At 38.6% G+C, this 24467-nt stretch carries 24 protein-coding genes; 2 read left to right on the top strand and 22 right to left on the bottom strand.

Annotation, left to right across the window (positions count from 1 at the left end; all coding sequences use genetic code 11):
• Positions 1-61 precede the first annotated feature (61 nt).
• Positions 62-685 carry a PAQR family membrane homeostasis protein TrhA gene (gene trhA, locus NQZ71_RS09740; protein ID WP_260054483.1) on the top strand — a complete coding sequence of 208 codons (624 nt, stop codon included), beginning with the start codon at positions 62-64 and terminating at the stop codon, positions 683-685.
• A gap of 36 nt (positions 686-721) precedes the next feature.
• Here the strand turns inward: trhA and NQZ71_RS09735 are convergent, their stop codons facing one another.
• From NQZ71_RS09735 to NQZ71_RS09705, 7 genes are all read right to left on the bottom strand, one after another.
• A complete protein-coding gene (locus NQZ71_RS09735; protein ID WP_275008032.1) occupies positions 722-1210 on the bottom strand; it encodes a dihydrofolate reductase in 489 nt (162 codons plus the stop codon).
• Positions 1207-2001, bottom strand: a complete 795-nt coding sequence (locus NQZ71_RS09730) for a thymidylate synthase (protein WP_144452973.1) — start codon at positions 1999-2001, stop codon at positions 1207-1209. The genes NQZ71_RS09735 and NQZ71_RS09730 overlap by 4 nt, the downstream gene beginning before the upstream one ends.
• Positions 2002-2032: 31 nt before the next feature.
• Positions 2033-2740, bottom strand: a complete 708-nt coding sequence (locus NQZ71_RS09725) for an anthrax toxin lethal factor-related metalloendopeptidase (protein WP_275008035.1) — start codon at positions 2738-2740, stop codon at positions 2033-2035.
• 231 nt (positions 2741-2971) lie between these two features.
• A complete protein-coding gene (locus NQZ71_RS09720; protein ID WP_127737700.1) occupies positions 2972-3550 on the bottom strand; it encodes a TerD family protein in 579 nt (192 codons plus the stop codon).
• Between the two features lie 32 nt (positions 3551-3582).
• Positions 3583-4197 carry a TerD family protein gene (locus NQZ71_RS09715; RefSeq protein WP_144452970.1) on the bottom strand — a complete coding sequence of 205 codons (615 nt, stop codon included), beginning with the start codon at positions 4195-4197 and terminating at the stop codon, positions 3583-3585.
• Between the two features lie 60 nt (positions 4198-4257).
• Positions 4258-5355 (bottom strand): toxic anion resistance protein, encoded by a 1098-nt coding sequence (locus NQZ71_RS09710; RefSeq protein WP_127737927.1) that lies wholly within the window; start codon positions 5353-5355, stop codon positions 4258-4260.
• A gap of 8 nt (positions 5356-5363) precedes the next feature.
• Positions 5364-7007 (bottom strand): YceG family protein, encoded by a 1644-nt coding sequence (locus NQZ71_RS09705; protein ID WP_260054480.1) that lies wholly within the window; start codon positions 7005-7007, stop codon positions 5364-5366.
• A 306-nt stretch (positions 7008-7313) separates the two neighbouring features.
• Here NQZ71_RS09705 and NQZ71_RS09700 point away from each other — a divergent pair, with 306 nt between their 5' ends.
• The gene (locus NQZ71_RS09700; RefSeq protein WP_144452967.1) at positions 7314-7568 is read left to right on the top strand and encodes a hypothetical protein; all 255 of its coding nucleotides are present in this window, start codon (positions 7314-7316) and stop codon (positions 7566-7568) included.
• Here NQZ71_RS09700 and NQZ71_RS09695 read toward each other — a convergent pair.
• From NQZ71_RS09695 to NQZ71_RS09625, 15 genes are all read right to left on the bottom strand, one after another.
• The gene (locus NQZ71_RS09695) at positions 7543-8364 is read right to left on the bottom strand and encodes an HAD family hydrolase (protein WP_260054479.1); all 822 of its coding nucleotides are present in this window, start codon (positions 8362-8364) and stop codon (positions 7543-7545) included. The genes NQZ71_RS09700 and NQZ71_RS09695 overlap by 26 nt on opposite strands.
• Positions 8361-9476: a cysteine protease StiP family protein gene (locus tag NQZ71_RS09690; RefSeq protein ID WP_317010517.1), complete on the bottom strand. Its 1116-nt coding sequence runs from the start codon at positions 9474-9476 to the stop codon at positions 8361-8363. Before NQZ71_RS09690 ends, NQZ71_RS09695 begins: the two co-directional genes overlap by 4 nt.
• 1 nt (position 9477) lies before the next feature.
• Entirely contained in the window at positions 9478-10836 is a 1359-nt protein-coding gene (locus NQZ71_RS09685) for a phosphoribosyltransferase family protein (RefSeq protein WP_275008041.1), read from the bottom strand.
• A complete protein-coding gene (locus tag NQZ71_RS09680) occupies positions 10775-11974 on the bottom strand; it encodes an HpcH/HpaI aldolase/citrate lyase family protein (RefSeq protein ID WP_317010516.1) in 1200 nt (399 codons plus the stop codon). The genes NQZ71_RS09685 and NQZ71_RS09680 overlap by 62 nt, the downstream gene beginning before the upstream one ends.
• 248 nt (positions 11975-12222) lie before the next feature.
• Positions 12223-13005, bottom strand: coding sequence for a TerC family protein (locus NQZ71_RS09675; RefSeq protein WP_144452957.1), 783 nt, complete (start codon positions 13003-13005; stop codon positions 12223-12225).
• Between the two features lie 127 nt (positions 13006-13132).
• Positions 13133-13714, bottom strand: a complete 582-nt coding sequence (locus tag NQZ71_RS09670; RefSeq protein WP_127737691.1) for a TerD family protein — start codon at positions 13712-13714, stop codon at positions 13133-13135.
• 95 nt (positions 13715-13809) lie between these two features.
• A complete protein-coding gene (locus tag NQZ71_RS09665) occupies positions 13810-14400 on the bottom strand; it encodes a YpjP family protein (protein WP_144452955.1) in 591 nt (196 codons plus the stop codon).
• A 177-nt stretch (positions 14401-14577) separates the two neighbouring features.
• Positions 14578-15348 carry a class I SAM-dependent methyltransferase gene (locus NQZ71_RS09660; RefSeq protein WP_317010515.1) on the bottom strand — a complete coding sequence of 257 codons (771 nt, stop codon included), beginning with the start codon at positions 15346-15348 and terminating at the stop codon, positions 14578-14580.
• A 92-nt stretch (positions 15349-15440) separates the two neighbouring features.
• Positions 15441-15875 (bottom strand): BrxA/BrxB family bacilliredoxin, encoded by a 435-nt coding sequence (locus NQZ71_RS09655; RefSeq protein WP_127737688.1) that lies wholly within the window; start codon positions 15873-15875, stop codon positions 15441-15443.
• Between the two features lie 79 nt (positions 15876-15954).
• Complete coding sequence (locus tag NQZ71_RS09650) at positions 15955-16233, bottom strand: YrhK family protein (RefSeq protein WP_144452950.1); 279 nt, start codon at positions 16231-16233, stop codon at positions 15955-15957.
• Positions 16234-16326: 93 nt separating this feature from the next.
• Positions 16327-17457 (bottom strand): conserved virulence factor C family protein, encoded by a 1131-nt coding sequence (locus NQZ71_RS09645; RefSeq protein ID WP_144452948.1) that lies wholly within the window; start codon positions 17455-17457, stop codon positions 16327-16329.
• Positions 17458-17491: 34 nt separating this feature from the next.
• A complete protein-coding gene (locus NQZ71_RS09640) occupies positions 17492-19375 on the bottom strand; it encodes an ABC-F family ATP-binding cassette domain-containing protein (protein ID WP_144452946.1) in 1884 nt (627 codons plus the stop codon).
• Positions 19356-20012, bottom strand: a complete 657-nt coding sequence (locus tag NQZ71_RS09635) for an HD domain-containing protein (RefSeq protein ID WP_144452944.1) — start codon at positions 20010-20012, stop codon at positions 19356-19358. Before NQZ71_RS09635 ends, NQZ71_RS09640 begins: the two co-directional genes overlap by 20 nt.
• Positions 20013-20360: 348 nt before the next feature.
• Complete coding sequence (locus NQZ71_RS09630; RefSeq protein ID WP_317010514.1) at positions 20361-21215, bottom strand: amidohydrolase family protein; 855 nt, start codon at positions 21213-21215, stop codon at positions 20361-20363.
• 31 nt (positions 21216-21246) lie between these two features.
• Positions 21247-24327 carry a GNAT family N-acetyltransferase gene (locus NQZ71_RS09625; RefSeq protein ID WP_317011741.1) on the bottom strand — a complete coding sequence of 1027 codons (3081 nt, stop codon included), beginning with the start codon at positions 24325-24327 and terminating at the stop codon, positions 21247-21249.
• Between the last annotated feature and the right edge of the window lie 140 nt (positions 24328-24467).

Genomic DNA, 24467 nt, shown 5'->3' with positions numbered 1-24467 from the left:
TTTCTTTGTCTTCGTTTGTTTTTCCAACGTTGTTCCTTTAGAATAAAGAAGAGGTGATGGAATGAATTTTTCTGTAAAAGAAGAAATAGCCAACAGCATAACACATGGAATCGGCTTTTTGTTAAGCATTCCAGCACTTGTTTTTTTAATTCTGTATGCAGCTGAAACAGATAATCCGTGGAGAATCGTCAGCTTTACGATATTTGGAGCAACTATGGTAATCCTGTATTTATGCTCGACTCTTCTGCACAGTACAACATATGAAAAGCTGAAGGATTTCTTTGAAATTCTCGATCATTCTGCCATCTATTTGCTTATCGCAGGTACGTACACGCCCTTTTTACTTGTAGCAATCAGAGGGCCGCTTGGCTGGACATTATTCGGGATTGTTTGGGGACTTGCCGTTGCAGGGATAGTATTTAAATGCTATTTTGTTAAAAAATTTATTGTTGCTTCCACAATCCTATACGTAATTATGGGCTGGCTGATTGTCTCAGCAATCGTCCCTTTATTCCATGCTATCGGAACACAAGGAGCCATTCTGCTCGTTATTGGCGGTTTGTTTTATACAATCGGAAGCATATTTTATGTACTTCAGAAAACACCTTACTTCCATGCAATCTGGCATGTATTTGTGTTAGCTGGAAGCTCGTTCATGTATTTTTGCATTCTATTTTATGTATAAAAAAACCAAATCAACTTTGATTTGGTTTTTTCTTTATTATTTATTCTTTTCATATACTAGGAAGCGGTAATCATAATCATTCTTTTCATCTCTAATGCCCTTATTTTCACTTATGATATGCCACTCATTCCAGTCAATTTCAGGAAAATAAGTGTCTGCCTCAAATTCGCCGCTAATTTCCGTAATATAAAGTCTGTCAGTAATTTCGATTGTTTCTTTAAAGATTTCAGACCCGCCGATGATAAAAATCTCCTCATCCTTCTCCGCCTGCCATTTTTTAAATTCATCGATAGAATACAGGACTATACAGCCTTCACAAGTATAATTTTTGTCTCTCGTTAAAATTACATTTTCCCTGTTAGGCAAATTTCGTCCAATCGAATCTCTCGTTTTACGACCCATTATGATTGGGTGACCTGTTGTCACCTTCTTGAAATACTTTAAGTCTTCGGGTAAATGCCAAGGCAATTGGTTATTTACTCCGATGGCCTGCTTATCGTCCATCGCTACAATTAAAGAAATCATACACTTACAACTCCTTTAATATGTGGGTGTGCTTCATAGTTCACAATTTCAAAATCTTCATATTTGAACGAGAAAATGTCCTTAACTTCTTTATTCAGCACAAGATACGGCAGTGGCTTCGGTTCTCTTGTAAGCTGCAGCTCCACTTGCTCTATATGATTATTATAAATATGGACATCACCAAATGTATGGATAAACTCCCCAACTTCAAGATCACATACTTGGGCAATCATATAGGTAAGTAAAGCATATGAGGAGATATTAAAAGGCACTCCTAAAAATACATCTGCAGAACGCTGGTACAATTGGCAAGACAATTTTCCGTCTGCTACATAAAACTGAAACAGACAATGACAAGGCGGCAATGCCATTTCAGGTATATCACCGACATTCCATGCACTAACAATCATTCTGCGCGAATCTGGGTTATTTTTTATTGTGTGAATCAATTCAGCTATCTGATCTATCGTGCTACCATCCCTTGATGTCCATGATCTCCATTGATGGCCGTATACTGGTCCTAGGTTGCCTTCTTCATCTGCCCATTCATTCCAAATGCGAACATTATTATCTTGTAAGTACTTGATATTAGTATCCCCATTTAAGAACCATAGGAGCTCATGAATAATCGAACGCAAGTGGAGCTTTTTCGTCGTGATCAACGGAAAACCTTCTGCTAAATCGAAACGCATTTGATAGCCGAAAGTACTAACAGTGCCAGTTCCTGTACGATCTTCTTTTTTCGTTCCTGTTGTCAAGACATGTCTGCATAGATCTAAATATTGCTTCATTTATTCAACATCCTTTTCCTGCTAAATTTGCTTATTTAATGCTGGCAATCTGATTATATGTTAAAGGTGCCAACAATTTTAATGATTCTTTATATGAACCGCCTAAATAATACATGGCAAAGGTTTCCGCAAAGTATTCCTCAGGATAGTTCAAAAAATACGGTCTTTGTGGAAAAAGACTTACTTTCTCTTTATTCCAAGCCGAAATAAATTGTTCCTTTTTACTATAATAATTCAGTACCTTATAGTCAATGGAATGAGCCAGTTCATGAAGCTCCAGGTTAACTGAACCGTGTCCGCTCCCTTTATTACTTGAGCCAATCTTTACAAGCACCGTTTGTCCGCCGCCGATTCCTGGCACATCATCCCACGTTTTTGTCGTGCGATACCCTCTTGGTATTATTCCAGCAAATTGCTTTGCTGACGGATTATCGGTTAGCTTTCCAGTAAATAGCTTTATTTTAATTCCCTTTTCTTCTATTTTTGATAAAAGAGATAATGGCAGCCTATTAAGACGCTTCACAATTACTGCTGCTTCCATTTGATCAAATGTTCCTTTCGGAAGCGAAATAATAGATTGCAGGTTTATCTGTTCAGATGCTGAAAGATTATCCTTTAATATCGATTGGACAGGATAATCTTTCAGCATAATTCCATCTGTTTCCTGCTGGGAATTCCCCATCAGTAGCGAAACAATGCCAATCATAAAAAATGGCATGATCTTTTTTAAATGCTTCATCCTTACTCTCTCCATCTTTGCTCTCCGATGTATTACTAGTATGTTTGATGAGGAGGAGATTAATAATATATTAGATTATAGCATAGAATGATAGATTTATTGCCGCATTAAAAATATTGGCAATTCCCTCAAAAAAAGCCCTTCAAAAAAGAAACAAGAAAGGCTTCTTTTCTGAAAGGCTGCTCAGCTTGCTGTTTATTTCATACACTCTGTCTGTTTGACAGCCAGGAGTTATACGTCCAATCCGTAGTTGCGGCATAGTGCTGCAAGTCCGCCAGAGAATCCGCTGCCAATAGCATTAAACTTCCAATCGCCATTATGCTTGTACAATTCACAAATGACAACAGCTGTCTCCACAGAAAAATCTTCGCCTAAATCATATCGAAGTATTTCTACATTTGTTTCTTCATTCACCACACGAACAAACGCATTAGAAACCTGACCAAAATTTTGACTTCTAGAATCTGCATCATGAATCGTCACAGCAATGCCAACTTTATGTACGTGTGCTGGAATTTTAGAAAAGTCGATGACGATTTGTTCATCATCCCCATCGCCTTCGCCTGTCCGGTTATCGCCTGTATGCTCCACACCGCCGCTCGGATGGGCAAGGTTGTTGTAGAAAATGAAATCTACATCATTTATCACTTTGCCGTTTGCATCTGCCAGAAATGCTGATGCATCCAAGTCAAAATCAACACCGCCGTCATAGCGATTTGTGTCCCAGCCTAATCCGATTATCGCTCTCGTTAAGCCTGGATTCGTTTTCGTCAGGTCAATTCTTTGTCCTTTTGATAGATTGATGCTCATTCTTTTCTCCTCCTTTTAATCCCTTGCTAATATTAAGAATAAGATTTTACTACTTCACCAAGACTGCCAGCAGATGTTCCAGAACCAATTGCGCCAAACTTCCACTCTTGACCGTGTCTGTAAAGTTCACCAACAATTAAGCTTGTCATGCCATTATAGTTATCTGTCAGATTGTAGTGAAGCAATGTCTCATTAGAGCTTGGATTAACAATGCGGATAAATGCGTTTTGAATCATTCCGAAATGCTGTTTTCTTTTCACCGCATCATAAATATTAACAATGAAAACAAGCTTATGTACTGCTGCAGGAACACGGCTTAATTCCACAAAAATTTGCTCATCATCCCCTGCGCCGTCTCCAGTCAAGTTGTCGCCAGTATGCTGAATGCTGCCATCTCTGCTTTTCAAGTTGCCAAAGTAAATAACATCACTGTTTCCTTTTACTTTGCCGTTCTCATCAAGCATTAATACTGATGCATCACAGTCAACATTTGCTCCGCCAGAACCGCCGCCAAATAAAGAACCAAACAGTCCGCCGCCTTTATTTTGCTGAACTGGATCCCAGCCAAGACCTACCATAATCTTTGATAAACCAGGATTGCCTTTCGTCAAGTCCACTCTTTGTCCTTTTTGCAGATTGATTGCCATATTATCCACTCCTATGTATTATGTATTTTTTATGTCAGGGCAGCAGAACTGCCCTGATTATTAGCCTTTTAATTTCATTTGTTTAAAATTACTGTGAAGCTGCTCCAGTTTTTTCGTACCTTCCTCACGGAGCCTCTTATTTTCTTCTTCAATCGATTTTGTTTCCTGCATACCCTTCATAATGATATTCCAGGATTCCTCGATTGTTTCAATTTTAATGCTTGGCGCACCTGCCATTCTTGCAATATCCACACTTTGCTGTGAAATATTTTGTGCATTGCGGACAAGCATCTCATTTGTACGACGGTCAAGCTCGCTCATGCTGTCTGCTACTAGCTTCTGTCTTTTTGCTGCAACAGCTTGAATCAATCCGTTTTTAAAAATAGGAATTGTCGTTACAAAAGCAGAGTTAATCTTTCCGATTAATTTCGTATTTCCGCGCTGCAGCAGTCTTATTTGCGGTGCTGTCTGCAATGCTACCATTTTGGCCATTTCCAAATCATACACACGCTGGTCGATCAATTCAATCGCATTTCGTAATGTATCAAGCTGCATCGAAGCAAGCTGATCTCCTTGGATTGCTTTTGCTTCAATTGGAGGAAGCACCTCTTGTTTTAGCTGATCTGATTTCATCGCACCTGCAACGGCATATTTCTCAAGCGTCAAATAATATTGATAGTTTTGCTCATACATATTGTCAAGCATGTTTGTCGAATCAACCATCTCCGTTTGGTATTTGGAAATTTCAACATAAACCTTATCAATTTCCGATCCCATTGACTGGTATTTACCAAAAAGCTTCTCCATGATTTTTTCGCTTTTTTTGAACAGCTTTCCAAACAGTCCCTTTGAGGATTGCTCAAAGTCTTTTTTATCAAACTTATCCATAATCCTGCCGAGCTGTTTCAACAGTTCTCCTGAGTCTTCGACTTTTGTTGTTCTCATGTTGCTGAGAATTTGATCGGAGAATTTAGAAATCTGAACAGCAGGCTCTTTTCCGAACTCTAGTATTTGAATTTGGTCTCTTTCATCAATAGATTTTGCCAGCTGCTGTACTTCTGGTTCATTTCTTAAGGCAAGCTTGATTTCAGAAACCTTATTTTCCGTTAAAACATCTATAACTTGGTGTTCATTGCTTGAAGAATTAGATGATTGCATATTCACTGCTAATCTCCCCTTCTATTTTTTTTAAAACCATTCAGTATCATTTTCTTAAAGAACGACTCTTCCTTATATTCCAGTTCAAACACAACATCCTCGAGCCAGTGGGAATCATAGGAGCCTTCAGTAATAAACGGCTCAATATCCATATGGCCTGGCGGATTATAAAGAATAATATCCACTCCGAATGCATTTAATAAAAGCAGAATCGCTGCATCCTCTCTCGTAAAAATGCCGTTTTGCTCTGTCTTATACAAAATGATGCTTGGAACATCCTGTGAATAGTCAAATTTCTGCAGCAGCTTTAAGATGTCAGCAGGTATGATTAGTCCTTGTGTGAACAGGAAAATAGCTGCTTCTTCTTCTGTTTCATTCGGCAATGACTGCAGACGAGGCTTATGGCAAATAGACCGGATGCTTGATGCGATTCCTTTTTGCAATCCTATTGGCAAACGGCCATAGCTCCAATAGTTCGATGCCATCATTTTGTCAATGTCCAATTTCCCATCTTTGCCAAGAGCATTTCGATAATGAAAACGATAATCGCTGACGATTGCTCTTGTAAAAGGAAAATTCTTTATCAATAGGGCATGTTCCACATTTACAAGTGTATGCATCCTATCCCAATATTCTTTCCTATTGCCGCTTACACCAAATACTTTAGCAAAAATAGTAGGAATTTTCACTTCTCCATTACTTACTTCAAAATTTGGGCGAATCATCGCTTTTTCTTTTTCCAGCAAAAACAGCTCGTCATAAGTCGTCTTGAGCGTTACGGACATTGGTGTGTAATCCCTCAGCTGCCATGGTTTATAAAGGCCAGAACCTTCATGATTTAAAATGCTCTCAATTTCTTTTGACGCTCTGTAAGCAACAGTTGCTGTCCTTCTCCGTTTTTCCGTTGGAAATTCCTCCGCCTCTTTTTCCTGCGGATATCTATGGATAAAAACAGGCTGCAAGTCACCTGCAATTTGTTCGAAAACATCGTCACCATTTGGACTTGCAATCACCAAATCACAACCGATTTGCGACAAATATGTTAAAAAATAAGCTTGGCTTTTATTGCCAGTACCATACCACAAATATTGCGGAAGTCTATCACTTTCACCGCATGCCTCAAGACTTGGCTGAAGGTGGTTGATAGACCATTTAATAACATCAACAAGCACTCTGCGTAGCTCGCTGCTCTTTAAGCCATTTGGTTCTGTTTCGGCAAAGCGCTCGACAAGCTTTATCATGCTTTCCCTCAATTTTCGATGTATGGATGGACTCGTTGATTTCAAAATAAGGTTTTCTCCGTCCAAAAAGGCTACAAACCGATTAACAGACAGATTTTGTTCATGAAGTAAATTCAGTACTTTTTGAATCGCTTGGAAATGCTTGTTATCCAAAACACGGTTCAAGTGATTATTGCTAATCAGTTCTAAGTTATTGTCTTCTGAATGAACCCAATCATAAAGCTGATTATAATATTCATCTTCATCCATTGGCACACCTAGAAGCTTTACAAACACTTGCCCAAAGGTAATGGTTCCGTTTTCTTCCTTATAAAAAGGCCGGCTATTCAGCGGCTGTTGCATAGTTGTATACCAGTTTTCCATCGATACAGGAAGTATCTGCCCAGTCAGTGTGTGTAAATTAACATTCATTTTTCCCACTTCCCTAAACGAACTGCTCTTTTTTAAATAATCATTTCGCGTAAAGCTTTATATGTATCATAGCACAGTATATTAATATTGCTAAATATTTACCCTATATAAATTAGTACGATTATTTGTCCAAAAAGTTTCATTTTTCTACAACTAAACTTTGTTTTCCCCCTAATAAGGTCATGCTTAAGCCTGCTGCTAATCTAAAGTCTGAAGGGAAAATCCTTTATGTAAAAACTATCTATCTTTCACCATTTTTTGCAAAATGCATACAATACAGTAATTTAGGCTAAGTAGGTGTTTATTATGAGATTACTGTTTCGAAAAATGTCTTATCATCAAATGGAAGATGACATGAAACAAATGGAGCAAGTACTTTGCTCCAAGTCTTTCCTGTACATTGACCTCTTTCTCATCGGTATCATGATCAGTTTCGCCGTTTCAATTAGCTTTCATTCCCTGTTAGTCGGTGCAGTAGCCTTCTTCGTTTTCTATACAGTTTTCTCTACCATTTATTATTTACTTTCCAAATGGCTCAAAGACTCTCCTGCAGAAGAGTAGAACTTCTCTTTATAAGCTGGTGAACAGACTTAATTATCTCTTCACCAGCATTTGCTCCTTGAAATTCCGTGAATGTAAATGTATTTGTGCTCATCAGCTCTGAAGCCATTTCCCCATGCCTTGGCATGAATGGATATGTACAAACATTCAATAAAGGGACATCAAGCAAGGAATCTCCTGCACCTGCTATTTGTGTTATGCCCTCTCGCTTTTGAATAAACTTTACTGCTTCTCCCTTACAAACAGGTGATGGCATGAAGTACAGTTTTCTTCCTTGCAATGACAGCTTCCAGCCATTTTCGGCAGCAATATCTCCAATCTGTTTTTTTGTATCCGAAGTTATTTGCTCCTCTAATATAAAATAAAAGAATAGATCATCAGCGATTTTCAGTTTACCAGGGAGCTTATACCCTTGCAGAAGTTTCATTAAATCCTCTTTTTGACTGCACTCTTCTGCAAGCTTCCTTTGTACTGTTTCTGTCCATTCAGAAAGTAATTCCCCTTTATAATGGATATTCGCCCCATTTGAAGTCACACTATATGTCACTGGTATTTCCTCTGCAAAAATAAAGATGCGTTTATATTGCTCATATGTCCTTGTCGTAACAGGCACAAAAAGGGCCTCACTAGCAAGTTCCTTAAGAAGATTAAGTGCTGTTTCCTTCATATAAGAGATATTTTCTCCATTTCTTTTTTCAACAGGGACCATTTCTTTATTAAGCGGTGTGCCCATTTCAGAAAGGGCACGTTTTGAATAAATTAACGTTCTGTCCAAATCGGATGCGAACATTATCATTTCGCTTCACCCACTTTTTTAATGAGACCACAGCATGTATAACTCATATTTGGATATGGGATTATTTCTACATTCCGTTCCTTTGCCAGCATGATGATATGACGTACATAAGGACTGTCAGGATCCTTCATTAAGATTTTCCATGGCACACGTCTTAAAAGAACCCTTGTTGTTTCGCCTACCCCTGGCTTAACGTAATTGGCTGTTTCAATGCCAAAGGCTTCCTTTATCTCCAAAACTTCCTTCATTCCTTTGAAGGAAACTGCTTCTGCATTTTTGATTTCTGCAATCGCTTGTTCTAATTCATGTTCGTTAATATGTGTAAATTGCGAGGCGATTTGCTCTAAATACTGTTCTGAAACGTCATATTCTTCTAATTCTTGATAATACTTGGCGCCATGAAAATCATTTGTTCCTATGTACGCATCATTAAGGACTGTTCTGCTGACAAGGCCTGAAACAGTCGAATTAAGGCACGCGCTTGGAATAAGAAAGTCTTCTCTAGTGCCAAACAAATCCGTACAATAGCCAGGATCTGCGACAACAGCAAGACTATCATCAAGCTTTATGCCATACTTCTTTTCAAAGACTTGCACAGACTTTGACAGTTCAATTGAAATGGCTCCTTTACCTGTCCAGCCGTCTACAAATTGAATATTGCAGCCAGGATGAGATTTTAAAATGTAGTTAAGCGCATTTTCATCTATTCCTCTATCCCTGATAATAGAGATGCTGTAATGAGGAATGTTTTCACGATATTTAAATTGTAAGTATCGCTTCATCAAAATACCGATTGGTGTGCCTGCTCTTGCAAGGGAGACGAGGACTGTGTTCTGCCCTTTTCTACTGTATATTTGCTCTGCAACGACTGCCGTGCAAAAGGCTACCTTTGCCTTGTATTCTGCAAGAGTTTCCCAAAAAACCTGCAAATAGTGTTCTGGCGGATTGTATTCAATCGGCAATGTCTCACTATAATGCTGACCACCTTGAATGCGTTTTTCCCGCTCTTCTGTATTCCCCTCTAAGCTGAAGTCACTTAAGTCCTTTAATAGAAAAACGACATCCTCCTGCTTATACGATCCAAACCTTCTCTGACCAGCTTTCTGTATCATCTCACTTACCCCCCGCTGCATACACTATGTTTATTTTTCTAACTCCCGTGCCCGAAAGCTTCTCAATTAGAGGCTGGAGCCTGGCTTCGTCTAGTTTCCTCTCAAAAAATACAAATATATCATCATATGGATATTCCATTAAATTATATAAATAGTGGTCAATACTAACATCTTCCGGATTAAGGAAGTGAATGGCTGTTTTTGCGCCATAATAATGTTCATTATGAGGATATATAGGGCTTCTCGTGCTTGATTGATAGTAGACTCCATCCCCCATCAGAGATGCAATCTTCATTGGAATATACATGAACTCGCCGGTTCCTATGGAAAGTGTCTGATTGCCAATGCGCTTTTGCGCAAGGAAGGAGGCCGCTTCCTTGACCCAACCTATTTCACTTGAGTTGAGACCAAATCTGCCTGTATTCTCTAAATAAGGGTTTTGATTGCGTTCGCCAAGCATCGTTCTTGAGGAAAAAGGAAGCAAACTATCCTTCGTAAATTCGTTCAAGCTAATATATTCTGTTTCCACATTATTTGTTGATATGCCTGTTGCTTCTTGTTTGTCACCGATATTTTGCAGCTCACCGTCTAATTGGAAAACACCCTTTAATAAGCTGACACAGCGGACAGTTATACCAAGCTCTTGTTGTAGACTTATAAGCTTTGCTTCATTTTCCTTTGAACGCCAATCAAGGATAGAGACAACTGTATATTCTGTGCGCGGATATTTCGCCTGTATATCTCGAATGATATTTATGGCCGTATTGCCTGTTGTCAGTTCATCATCAACGAGAATAACCTCTCTCTGTGTATCAAGCATGGAGGCATCTATATAGCAGCGATGTGAGGTGGCGTGGGAATGCTCCTCCTCAAATGAGATGATGGAGTCCATGCCATCCACTAATTCTCTTGTTGTATGAAAAAAGGACGCATGAGAAAATGCCCTATAAAAACTATGGCCAAGCGCTGTTGCCGTTTCTGCAAATCCGATGATAATTGGGCTTGCTATTTCCTTGGCAATAATCGGTTCATCACGAAAGCTGGCAATGTTGTCATAATAGGCTTCCAGCAATACCTCTTTATTAGAAGAAACAGCTCCAGTCTTTAATTCTTCATATCTGGCAGCAAGCGCAAAGCCAGTCCACATTCCTAATTGTGGTTTAATAGGAATATGTTTTCCTAGTAGCTTGCTGACGAATAAAAAGGATCTTTTTTTATTAATTCTCGCCGCCATTTGAAACAGTTCTTGTACCTCCAGTTCAAATGGGTTTTCCGTAATTTCAATATGCATTTTTAATTTATTTAGGATTGGTAACGAAATTTTCTTGTTTGAGTAAGTCAATGTATGTAAATTCTTCATGGAACACCCCATAAACTCTAGATTTTAGCATGATTTTCTGTGCCCAATAAAAATGTGGCTTTATTTCGTTCATCTTATTGGAAAAGGAGCTTTTCATAACCCCTATATCTCCATTATTGCTTGCAATGATATTTGCAGCATCTAAGTATTCCTCATAGCTGACCACGTTTAATGCTTGAACAGGCTTAATATGGGATGGGTGGATGATTGTTTTTCCAGTTAGACCGTTAGTAATATCCATTAGCACTTCCCTTATCAAGCCGTCCATATGTCTGTCAATTAGCTGTGTCCTCATCTGCATGCCAGCCTTGCCGTATCTTTTCCTAAACGGCGTTTCCCGCAGCTGTGGGATCAGCATTCTTTCTTTTGAAGAGAAATATTCCCATACAGGTCCTGACACGACATAAGGGCTATCTGCACGCAAAAACACATTAATGATATCAGTGATGCAGTCACGAATAATGGTCACATCATATACGGTCGTATCTGTATTCCGTCTTATCCCATATAAACCACAAAAATCAGTCGCGCCAATCCTGACATTTAAAATAAGTTGCTTATATGTATCGAGCACTGCCTTAATCGACAACAATTCTTCTAGTCTAGTTTCTTTTTCTATAATTCTTTTCGTCTCTAAGATTGGCATAGCATATAGCAAATTTCCTATGCTATTATATGCCTCCAATTCCTTCAAAATAATACTTCCTACTTCTGCATCAAATTTAGGAATGACAATTCCTGTTAATAAGTGGATGCACTCATGGAGGGAATCCATCAGTCTCAAAAACTGCTCAACAGAACGGATGCGAATAAAAATCATTGGCATCTCAGCTTTTAATAAAACGCCTTGCTCGATGCTTGTCTTGATGTTGATAAGCTCTTCTTTTAATTTCTCTTCAGCAAGCTCCACTTCATGATCACCAATAGAGTCCTCCAGGCATATAACCATAGAAGTTAAACCAGAATGCTTCTTTATGAGAAGGTCATGATATATATTCGGTCTTGTTGCAGGCATATACAGGGTGGAAGCAAGTGCATAGGATAAAATTTCCTTATCTGAATTAATAGATAACTCTTCAGGTTTTTTATAAAAAAGCTTTTCTCGTTGCTTATCATTTAAATCAGCAAATAATTTCATTTTCACTAACTCCATTCAACTATAATACCTATATATTCAGATTATTCGGATAATATTTTTATAAAATTAATACGTATTTATTTTAATATAATATAGTGCTTCTTGCATTAATATATTTCTTTTTATAGGGAATTTTGTAATCAATTGGATTGATTTATCCTTGCTACAATGAGGAGATTAGAATGGAGGAAAGGAAATAAAAGAAGGGAAGACATGATGTCTTTATCCCTTCTTTAAGTTTAACTATCTTATGCTTCGCCTTGCTCTGCTTTTTTCTTGTTGCGGTTATGAACAACAAATGTCGCGGCAAAAGCGATAACTAATATGCCGAAGAATACGTAGTGATGTACATGAACACCAACAACACCTAAAAGCATTTTCACTGAAATAATCAGAATCAAAATGTATGCTGTGCCTTCCAATTCTGGTACACGATCAATAAGCTTCAAGAATACACCTGCAACACCGCGCATCATCAAGACTCCAAGCATACCGCCGACAAGCAGTACCCAAACCTGGTTGCTGACACCGAATGCCGCAAGAACACTGTCTACAGAAAAAGCAATATCCATCATTTCAACTGCGATAACTGTACCCCAGAATGTTCCGAAAAGACGAATTAAAAGACCATTTTGGTTAATACCATGTGATTCTTCTTCGCCATCTCCTTCTAATGCATTCTTCTCCTTGCGTTTATCAATGAAGTACTTGATTGCCAAATATGCCAAGTACGCTGCACCAAGCACTTTAACCCACCATAATTTAATAAGGAATACACCGATTCCGATTGCAATGAAACGGAAGATGTATGCGCCAAGCAAACCATAGAAAAGTGCTTTTTTTCGTTTTTCCGGCGGAAGATGCTTTACCATAACAGCAAGCACAAGTGCGTTGTCTGCTGATAATAACCCTTCAAGAATAACAAGTGTTCCGATATATCCCCAGCTTACTGGATCTGTTAGTACCTGACCCCACATTTCCCAATTAAAAAACTGAGAGTATGTATGGATAATGCTTTCAATAATTCCCATTCGTGTATGTTCCTCCTAATTGATTGCTCTTCTTCATTCATGATTAAACAATCATGCTGCTTTTTCTTTTTTTCAGCCTGCAATCAAATGGAAATGCAACCGAAAAGAGTTTCCCCTTTATCTAAAATCAGCCTACTTGTAGTCCGAAATCAGTCGCTAACGCTGCCAAGCCGCCTTGATAGCCGCTGCCAGTAGCGCTAAATTTCCATTCGCCGTTGTGACGGTATAATTCTCCGACAACTAATGCAGTTTCGATAGAGAAGTCTTCTCCTAAGTCATAACGGATAAGCTCTTCATTATTTTGTTCATTTAGGATGCGCACATATGAATTAGAAACTTGTCCGAAGTTTTGGTTTCTTGCGTCACCTTCATGAATAGTAATCGTAAAGGCAATTTTTTGCACACTTGCAGGTACACCTTGCAAATCGATAATAACTGATTCGTCATCACCGTCTCCATCACCCGTACGGTTATCTCCTGAGTGAACGACAGATCCGTTACCGCCAGTTGTGTTATTGTAGAAGACAAAGTCAGCGTCAGAAGCTACTTTTCCATTTTCCGCTAACAAAAATACAGATGTATCTAAGTCGAAATCGTTACCGCCATCGTATTTATTAACGTCCCATCCTAAACCAACAACCACTTTTGTTAATCCTGGGTTTCCTTTTGTCAAATCCACTTTTTGTCCTTTTGATAAACTAATTGCCATGATTAATTCCTCCATTTTTTTCTCATTTTAATTATCTACGTTTCTACTGCTCCAAGGGTTTCACATTTTATTATAATTTATCGGGAAAGTTTTTATTAGCTCATCCATCTTGGCGGCATATTCTTATCCCAATAGATGTTGCCTAGTGCATAATGATTTTGGAAGTTATCCTGAAACGTGTGATAATGAAAATTGAACCAATAGCCTTCTTGTGGGGGGCGATCCCTTCTCACATGAAAGCGAATCACATCTTGATCGTCTTTCAAAATGTGAAAAATCCGTTCGCTCGTCCCAGGGCTTGGCATTTCACTTATGGTCAGCTGGCTCAAATCTTCATCAGGGAAGCTGCTTGTCACATCGTTTATCGCTTTTTCTATATTCGGCAAAATTGCCAGTTTAAATTCATCTTCAATGACTGGTTTAATTCTGCTTCCGAATTTCGTATAGCTTTGCACTTCAGCTTCTTCCATCAGCTTGCCCACGACCTTTTCTCTTTCCGATCGTTCATCAAGAACTGCGACAGGCTCAAGCGACAATTCTGTCGATACTGGGAGCTGCCTCTCATCTGCAGGCTTCTTTTCGTCCCCATTCCCAGAATTGTAAAAGGAGGAAGGGGAAGGAGTAATCAGTCCAAATGTTAAAATTGACACAAAGACAACAAGACTTTTTCGAATCCAATTAGGCATTGTAAACACCTCACTTTCAAGGTCCTGCTAATCCATGTAAAGAATATTCTATCTCTTTAAAATGGTTCTTGCTTAATAATTTACAGTACTATTCAAGTATATAATAAAGTTCAATTATTCAGCTACTATTTATACAGCATTTATATAAAAATAATAGCTGACTTTCCTTAATTTTTCCTATAATTCAATAATACCATAGTGAAATTTTGCTGTTTTTCGGTCGATGCGCTTAAAATTAAAATCTTCAAACCTGCTGCTTTTATAGTGATCCTTTAGGACAACTCTTTCCTTTGCAACACGGCGTGCTTCCTTTATCATCTCACTCGTCCATCCCTCATAAACAGCGAGGCTCTTTAATGGCTTTATTCCATCTGAATTGATTTGCTCCTCAAACATCGGATCGAAATAAATACAATCCACGCTATCATCCTGCCGTTTCTTTAATTCATCGAGGGCATGACCAGCTGTAACCTTTATTCTTCTCATCGCCCTATCAATATCCTCTTCATCTGCCTGCCAGCTTGAAAGTCCCTTTTTGACGATAAAGGCAATGACCGGGCTTGCCTCCAAGCCTTCAACGGTACCACTATCGCCAACTGCGTAGCTCGCGACAATGCTATCAGATGCGAGTCCAAGCGTACAGTCTAGAAAGGATTTTCCTGCTGATAGATTGCATGCTTCTATAAATGGATCATACTCTTTTTTCTGAAGTCTTTTCACACGGAACATTGCAGAGCTGGGATGAAAGAAAAAAGGCTCCTCTCCATTTACGGCAAACAGCTCGTATCTTTCTTTGCCTGCTACTAATACATCCTCTTTATAAAAAGATAACAGTGATCGAACTGTCTTTTTATTTCTGTCCACATATTTACATCCTAAAAGGTAGGCCGCGTCTTTCGCCTGCTGCTTCATCACTTCATTTGTTCTTCCTGCTGTTGTAACAATCATTTTTAAACACCTTTCATAAAGAACCTAAGTTAGCGTTAAAAAAAGGAGGGCAGTGTATACATGCCCTCCTTTTACATCTTTTATTACTGTAATTAACAGTTTTGCTCAAATGCAGACATTAAATTTTCCATGATCGCTTCCATTGAATTGCCTTCGATATCATAACGAGGAATGAAATGAACGACTTGGTTGTCTTTAATTAAAGCCATAGAAGGAGATGATGGCTCGATATCTCCAAAAAATTCTCTCATTCTAGCCGTTGCTTCTTTGTCTTGTCCTGCGAATACTGTTACAAGATGGTCAGGTTTTTTCTCCGCCTGCAAAACAGCCTGTGTTGCAGCAGGTCTTGCAAGTCCTGCTGCACATCCGCACACAGAATTAACAACAACTAATGATGTCCCTTCACTTTTGCTAATAAACTCTTCTACTGCCTCTTCAGAAGTCAGCTCCTCAAAGCCTGCATTAACTAGCTCTGCTCGCATTGGCTTAACCATTTGCTTCATATATTCTTCGTATGCCATTGACATAATTGTTTCCTCCTTTAATTTGTGCATGTGAATATAGCATACAACACTGAAATTGTTCATGCAACGAAATGAGACTCTGTTAGCGCCACGTTTTTTCTTTATTCAGCCTTCTCACACCAAGCAGGCGGCATATCCGAATAGCTGGGCGAATAAGCAGAAGGACACTTCCGCAAATATACATAACAGCGCCTAACACCTTCCACTCAAGCAGCATGTTAAAAATGGTTCCTAATAAGAATAATAGACCTATCAGAATATCATTAATTGTATAAACCAGCTGATATTTATCCTTAAGAATAATCGCTAAAGAACCGAAAGAAATATGGAGATTATTGTCTTCATCTATATGTTTTTTCAAGCTTTATACACCCCGTCATAATTAGATTACTGAAATTATTCCTTTTAGCGGGGTTTATAAACCATTCTAAACAAATAAGAAAAATTTTCTAAGTCAATCCTGCTTACGTGCTTCTGTCATCTGTTTCCAAACAGAGCCCTTAGCCTCTTCTCCTAGCTCAATTCTTTCAATTGCCATTTTAATTTGCAGGCTTACCTCAAATTCTGGATCTTCCTCATTGGCTTTTAATGCTTCAAGCGCCCTTTCATCCCCTACTTCATATAAGAACATTGCTGCGCGCCACCTAACTAGCTTGCTTTTATCGTCAAGTGCTGAAATCATTGCGTCCATTGCCTCAGCAAAACCTAAGTCAGAAAGGCAATCACCTGCAGTACGTCTTACTGTCACCGTCTTATCCTTTAATGCAATGTATAAGGACGGCAAGACCGCAGGGTCCTCTATCATCCCTAAATATACGGTTGCCAGCCTGCGAATCGATGGTTTTTCATCAGCAAGGGCCTTCGTTAAAACAGGGATATCCTCTACAGTTGGATCTTCACTTTGCTCTAGCTTTTGATATCTTACTTTCCAATCTTCATGATCCAAGTCTTCAAGTGTCAGCTTTATTTTTTCCCTTTTTATTACGTTTGCTTCTGCTGTTTCTGGATTTTTCGCCGCATCACTAAGAGCGTCGATTCTGCTTTGTGGATAGGCAGCCATTAATTCCTCTTGCACAGCTTGTCCTATTTCATCAAATTCACCGTATCTGACGCCAAACTCTTGCCACTTTCTGCTGGCAACAACATTATCATTCGGCATTCTAACCTCAGCTACAGCCTGCATAAATTGGTCTGGCAAACCGTAACGCTTTTCTTCTGCTCCATCTGTTAGCTTTATTTGCATTGGAATTCCTTTATACATTTGCACTAGCACTTTTATTTCTCCAAAGTGATCATTTATTTCCTGACCATTTTCTGTGCTGTCTGCCTCTTCACCAAATGCATTGCGTACTTTAGAAAGAAGTTCCTTCCAGTCATACTTTGCATTTCGTTCAACTGCTAGGAAATCAGCTACATGATACACCCCTCTAATCCCCTCAATAGACAAAATATCTTGAATCACTTGTGGTGCATGTTCTGCATTTTCTTTTTTATAGTTATTGCTTTTTCCCATTGGCAGCTCTTCATTCAAATTGATTTTCATCGTATTTGGACTAGGAGTTGGTTCAATCGCCAAAATTTTCATCTTGCATCCCCCTCAAATCTACTATATTAACGTTTTAACCTTCTGCAATTTCAGAAAGATAGCTCCAACGCTCAATTAAATGCTCCAATTTTTCATTTTGTTCCGCTTGTTCCTTCAGGAGAGCATTCGCCTTCTCAAAGTCGCTTCCTATGCTTTCCATTTCCTTTTCTAATTCTTCAAGACGGTTTTCACATGCCTCAATATCACTATCAATCGTTTCCCATTCTCTTTGTTCATTATAGCTTAGTTTTGCTTTCTTCTGCTTTGGCTGTTCCTGCTGCTTCGGCTTTTCCTTCACTGCTTTTTCAGCCTGCTCTTTTTGCTTTTCTGCTTGCAGATATTCTGTGTAATTGCCATAATAGCTTCCAATATGCCCATTTCCTTGCAAGATTAGAAGCTCATGTGCGACTTTATCAAGGAAATAGCGGTCATGGGATACAGTTATGACAACACCCTTAAATTCATCTAAATAATCCTCTAAAACCATCAAGGTTTGAGTATCCAAATCATTTGTCGGCTCATCGAGAAGAAGAACATTTGGTTCGTCCATCAATATTTTCAGCAAATACAGTCTTCTTCTTTCTCCACCAGAAAGCTTACCGATGATTGTCCCGTGTGTGTGTGGCGGAAACAAGAATCTTTCCAGCATTTGAGCTGCAGAAATCGTTTTTCCATCCGTTGTTTCAATGATTTCAGCTGTTTCCTTTAAATACTCAATCATTCGCTTACTTAGATCCATTTCCTCATTTTCCTGCGTATAATAAGCGGTTTTTACGGTTTGGCCGATAATATAATCGCCTGTATCTAACGGAATCTTGCCTGCAAGGATATTCAACAATGTTGATTTACCTGTACCGTTATGGCCGATAATTCCAATTCTGTCACCAGGCTTTACAAGCAGATTAAAATCCTTTAATATCATTTTATTTCCGAACGATTTAGTAGCAGAAACAAGCTCAAAAACCTGTTTACCCAATCTGCTGCCTTTTAAAGAAATATCGAGCTTTCCTTTTTCAGAAACGGACGAAAGCTTGTCATCCAGCTCTTCAAAGCGCTGAATTCTAGCCTTTTGTTTAGTGGAACGAGCTTTAGCACCCCTGCGAATCCATTCTAGCTCTCTTCTAAACAAATTTTTCTGTTTGTCGATCGTAGCTGCTTCATTCTCTTCCCTAATTGCTTTTGCTTGGAGGAATTCAGCATAGTTTCCTTTATAGCTGTAAAGATTGCCACCTTCAAGCTCAAACATCCGGTTTGTAACCCGATCTAAGAAATAGCGGTCATGTGTAACTAACAGCAGTGCTCCATTAAATTTCCCTAAATAATCCTCCAGCCACTTAACTGCTTCAAAGTCAAGATGGTTTGTAGGCTCATCTAGTATAAGCAAATCTGGTTCTTGGATAAGAACCTGTGCAAGGGAGACACGCTTTTTCTGACCACCTGATAGCTCCCCGATTTTTTTGTCGTAAAAATTGACATCCAGCTTTGTCAATACAGTTTTTGTGTTCGTGTGAACATCCCAACCATTATGTGCATCCATTCTTTTTTGAACGTCAAACAGTTCACTATGAAGCTTATTGTTTTCCGGGTCTGTTTCGAGCTTAAGCAAAATTTCTTCATAGTTTCGGACTATCTTCCAAACAGGAGCGTCTCCTGTATAGACATAATCTAAAACCGTCATATCCGGATCACTGTCAGGGCTTTGGGACGAATAAGCTATCCGATAATCCTTTGGAGCAATAATTTCTCCTTCATCAGGCAAATCAATTCCTGCAACGATTTTCAAAAGCGATGATTTTCCTGTACCATTAATACCGATTAGCCCTACTCTTTCTTTTTCACTTATCGCAAAAGATATGGAATGAAATAATTCTTTTTCCCCATATGTTTTTGTTAAATTCTCAACTGAAATACTCTTCATAATTACCATTCCATTCTTTATAGAATTCTTTCAAATAATCCTCCATCAGCTTGTGCCGTTTTTCCGCGATAATCTTTGCCGAATCGGTATGAAGCAACCCTTTTAATTTTAGAAGCTTTTCATAAAAATGCTGAATGGAGCTAGAATCGCCGCTGCGATATTCCTCTTCTGTCATGCTTTTGCGAATATTTGCTGCTGGATTATAAATGGGACTCCCCGACTTCCCTCCATAAGCAAAGGTTCTCGCAATGCCAATTGCTCCAATTGCATCTAGTCTGTCTGCATCCTGAACAATTTGCGCTTCTTTCGTTCGAGCCTTTTCATTGTTTCCACCACTAAAGGAGACTGTCGCTATTGCAGAAAGAATTTCCTTTTTTTCGTTATTTATAATAGGAAGGCTCTCTACGAACTGCTCAAGCAAACGCTGACCTTCCTCCTTAGATTCGTTCAATTTTGCATCTGCCACATCATGGAGTAATGCAGCCAGCTCTATAATAAATGAATTACCATCGTTTTCTTGTTTACATAGGAAAAGCGCCGCATTCCTGACTCTATCAATATGATGCCAGTCATGCCCCGACACATCACCTTTCAACTTATCCTTCACAAATTCTTCTGTTAATTGAATGATATTCATTGTATTTAGTTCTCCAATCTATATCCTACCGAAATATTGTAACATGAAAGAAAAAAATCAACTACAAAACCGTTTATTATAGTGGGAACTCGTAATTACCTAACACTTTGTTAAAAAGGTAGGGGGATGGACATTTAGACACAATATCGATGAATGTTTTTATTGGTTAACAATGAACATGCTCCATTTGTTATGTTTGAAACATATAAATTGGGATGTGGAGGTGGTATGAGGACTTATACTAAAGCTGCTAAGAGCCTTAATGGGGAATAATATATTACGTTAAATAAACTGCCGACAGCTTTATTAACAAGCTAAGACGGCAGTCTCTTTCCCGTTGCATACCTCTTAAAGAAATTTCTTGATTTTCGGAAAAACCTTAAGTGCCGTATTATAAAAAACATCTTCATGATACATTTCCGGAATCAGGCTTTGAATGAATTCGATATATGGGCCGAATGGTGCTAGTGGCCAGTCTGTACCAAATAAAAGCTTGTCATAGGAGTTAGAATACACAAGTGCATGTCTTAAATGCTGAAGAAATATCCCTTCCTGCGCCTGTTCTAGCTCCTTTCTAGCACCAACCACCAATCCAGATAAATCGGCATATACATTGCGGTTCTTATACAATATTTCCGCACCTGTCAATGTCCATGGATCCCCAAAATGAGCCATCATAAAACGAATATTGCGATATTTAACTGCAACTTCATCGATTGCAAGAGGATGGGAATATTTTAATAATCCCCTTTCTGAGTATGTGTCCCCAGTATGAAACACGACGGGCAGGTCGTATTTTTCGGCAAGCTCATATACTGGGTCATAAACTTGATCATAGGCAAAGAACGGATAATACCCTAAGTATATCTTTATACCAACAACATTGTCCTTTTGTATTTCCCGTTCAAGTTCGGCAATTGCAGCTGTTTCTAGCTTGTATGGATTGATGCCTGCACAATAAACAATTGTTTTCGGCAGTGATTCTCCAAGATCAAGACCCATCGGTGTATTCGCTTCATAATCTGGAAACCCCATTTTTTGGGTTTCTGTCACACCCATTCCAATTGCCAGTACAATATTGGCAGCCTCCATCTCAGCTTGGACCCCATCTAGGCTATAATCTACTTTAGAGAGCAATTGCGCTGTTTCCTTAAATGATTGAATGTTAGAAAGATGAATGTGTGCGTCAATAATTTTTTTCATTCGGTCTCCTTTATCCTTTTATTTTTTTCAATCAATCCTCTGTCAGCTTAAATTGAAGCTTTCGAACTGTTTCTAACTGGTGAAAAGGGACACTATCTTCATCAAAATAAAGAAAGCTTGGCTGAATATGGACATATCCATTCTTTTCTCTTTCACATGTATTCGTCGAAACAAGCTGAATGACTTCTTTGTTCGTATAATATTGGACTTTACTGTTTACATCTGTAAGCAGGTGCAGCTTATCATTAGATGCTGCCTGTGTAATATAAAAATCATCTTTAAGGATTATTTCCTGCTCCTCCCTGCCAACAGTATAAATAAGATTATGATTTTTTTTCTGATTCAAATGCAGTACACAGCTCTCTTTCCCTGTCTTTATAAAAAGATTCTGATGCCATTCCTCTTCTGTCATCAGTTTACCTGCCGTATTTCGTATTTGGACAAAAATAGCGAGGATTGGGATATTGGGCAATGTGACATAAAATTGAGAGTATGACAGTCCTTTCCACTTTGAATGGTGGATAATATCCGTATCAAGCCTAATGCCAGACCATACATTATCAAAGTTGTCTTTCATTTGTACAAACTCCGCTTCTGTTTTTTCCTTTAACAAAGAATGAACACTCAAATCAGGTGGACCTGCTTTTATCCCACCTGCCCAAGGGTTCCACCAGCTTTTCGGTATCAGATTCGGGAATGCTTGGTCAAGCCATTCTGTCTGCTGAGCTTTTAACGAAAATAGCCCTGGATAATAATGCGGAGCTGCCCGGAAATTAATAATACCGTTATCAATACTATATATTTCGTATCCTTCTTCTGTTATTCTGTTCTGTAAAATCTCTCCATATGGTCGAAAAATGACGGTATCAAAGTAAGACTGCCTTTTGTCTGTCGTAATTTTTGCCTGCACTTTATTAACAGTCTTCCATTCAGTTACTTCAACAGGTAGTGCTATCTCTTTGTTAACAGGCAAAGTCTGTTTAAATGTTGATGTACCATTTACAAATAGTTCCCCTTCACCATCAGCTTGATTGTTTCGATAGCTTGAAAACAATACAGATAAAGACTTGCTTTCATCGATAACAGGATTGTTCTCATTTACAGCCAGATTTATTTCCCCTTTAAGTGCTTTATGAGAAGACTGAGTTCCTGTAGCAGCTTGTTCTAAGTCTCTCCAGCTTGTAAATGCACCAATAGACATATAAATTGGTGGAAAACTGCAGCTATTATATCCCTTCAAGCCTTTCATTGACTCAAGATGCATTTTCCAGCCTTCCATTGTCATTTTATTCCCTTCTGTCCAATACACGCCAATTGGAGTTACCTCATCATTAGAGAAATACCAGTTTCCGCTAATATCTTTTGATGCAATATCTCCTGGCTCCACTGCATCTGCCTCATTAAACACAACAATATCATCTCTTAGCGGAAAGTACAGCTCTGACCAATCATGATAAAATGTTTCCTGTAAATGAACACTTGCAGGAGATGATTGCCTATTTTCCAGCGTTACCCATCTTTTGACAACCCCTTCAGCATAAAGCTGTATACGGAGTGCTATCTGAATGTGCGGATGAGCAGTGGATTGGAAATAAAGAGCTAGAATGATAGATGTCTTTTCAAGTGTTGTTTCCGTTTTAACCGGTTTATTTTTTGATAATTCATTAGAGAATGGTTTGCCCAGCATTGGTGCAAACATGGCAAAAGGTAATTCTCCTATATGATTGGTGCCAAATTTCATGACATTATCTGCTTTATACATCCTTATGTGGTATGTTCCATTATAAATATAATAGGAGTTTTTGTTTTCACCGAAAAATCTCTCTCCCGCTCCTTTCAATCCAACAGAAATTGTTTTCGTGACAATCTTCTCCTCGTCATTCTCCAGCTTTACACGACAAATAATGTCTTCCTGAAAAAAACCTAATGACAAAACTGTCGCAGGTATAGATACATATCCTTTTCCTTTCCCCTCTAACAATATGCGGCAGGAAGGGTTCCGGAAGGATAAGTACTTATTGTTAGGAAGCTCTAAATCTATCAATGCAGGCACAAATAGATTGTTTTCTAGCTCTAGATCAACAGTTGTCTCAAAACCTTCTTGAAGCACATAGGGAATTGTCTTTGTGTCAATGGTGATTGGTGTTTTTGGATTAATCCCTAATTTGAACGTTGTCATCAAGCCATTGACACTCACATTAACTGAAATAGTTGGAAATGTTTTTCCTTGTTCAGGCTCAGGCCCTGCTTGTAAATAAAAGGCATTTGTTGCTGTTACTTCCTTTTCAACAGAATATATATGGTTAAAATCACATACTACTCTTTCATTCGAGCAAGAAGAAACCTCAACAGAGAGTGGCTTGCCAGATTTATTTTTAACATAGCATTTTACTTCATGGTCCTCGTCTTCTAATAATTCATGGTCCTTTAATGACAGCTTAATAATAAAGTCATCTGTTTCTATTCCGCTTAACCCTCTGCCTGTTCGTTCAAAGCTTGCTGATAAATTCGTCTCTGAATTTGCCCATTCATAATCATAATAAGTAAAGCCATTCTCTTGCCTGCCATCTGGCTTTAAATCCAAAGTGCGCAGCATATCCTTATACCAATCTACTTTGCCTATGTATGGAGCAAGCAGGCTGTCATTTAATACAGTAGGGATGAAATTCATCAAATGTGTGTAGCTGTCCTCCTCCTCCCAAAAAAATCCGCATCGTTTATAAAGTGGGACAGCCTTTGTATTCCCTGCCCATGTGTATAAATCAAGCCGAGGCCATTTTTTTGCAACAACAGCTTTTAAGGCATGGAGCAGCAGCAATTTTCCAACCTTTTTACCATAATAATCCGGACGAACATTTAACAATGGAATATACAGTGAATCGATATCTTCCTTATACACAGATAATCCGCAATAGCCGACAACTTGACTATTGTCCATAGCTAAAAATGTGTGAAGATTATCAGAGCTTCGATGCTTTTCAAGGATTTGCTCTTCTGTTTTGACACCGCCTCCCCATGCATCCTTGCTGTCATTCCACATCTTCGCAATACTGCTTGCAAACTTATCCTCATACTCTACAATCTGTATGCTCGAAATAGTATTTTCCATCATCACAACGAATCAGCATCCTTTTCTTGCAATATTGTTCTTACACGATATCCCTTCTATCCTACTTTCACAAATCGCTTTTTAAACCTATAATCTATCCTAATATGCATGGAAATTATTGTAAAGTTTATATTTAAATTTTC

Origin of the sequence: Niallia taxi, assembly GCF_032818155.1 — a bacterium.
Lineage (GTDB): Bacteria > Bacillota > Bacilli > Bacillales > Cytobacillaceae > Niallia > Niallia taxi_A.
Note: the sequence above shows the minus strand (reverse complement) of the source record. Positions and strands in the feature narration are given on the sequence as shown.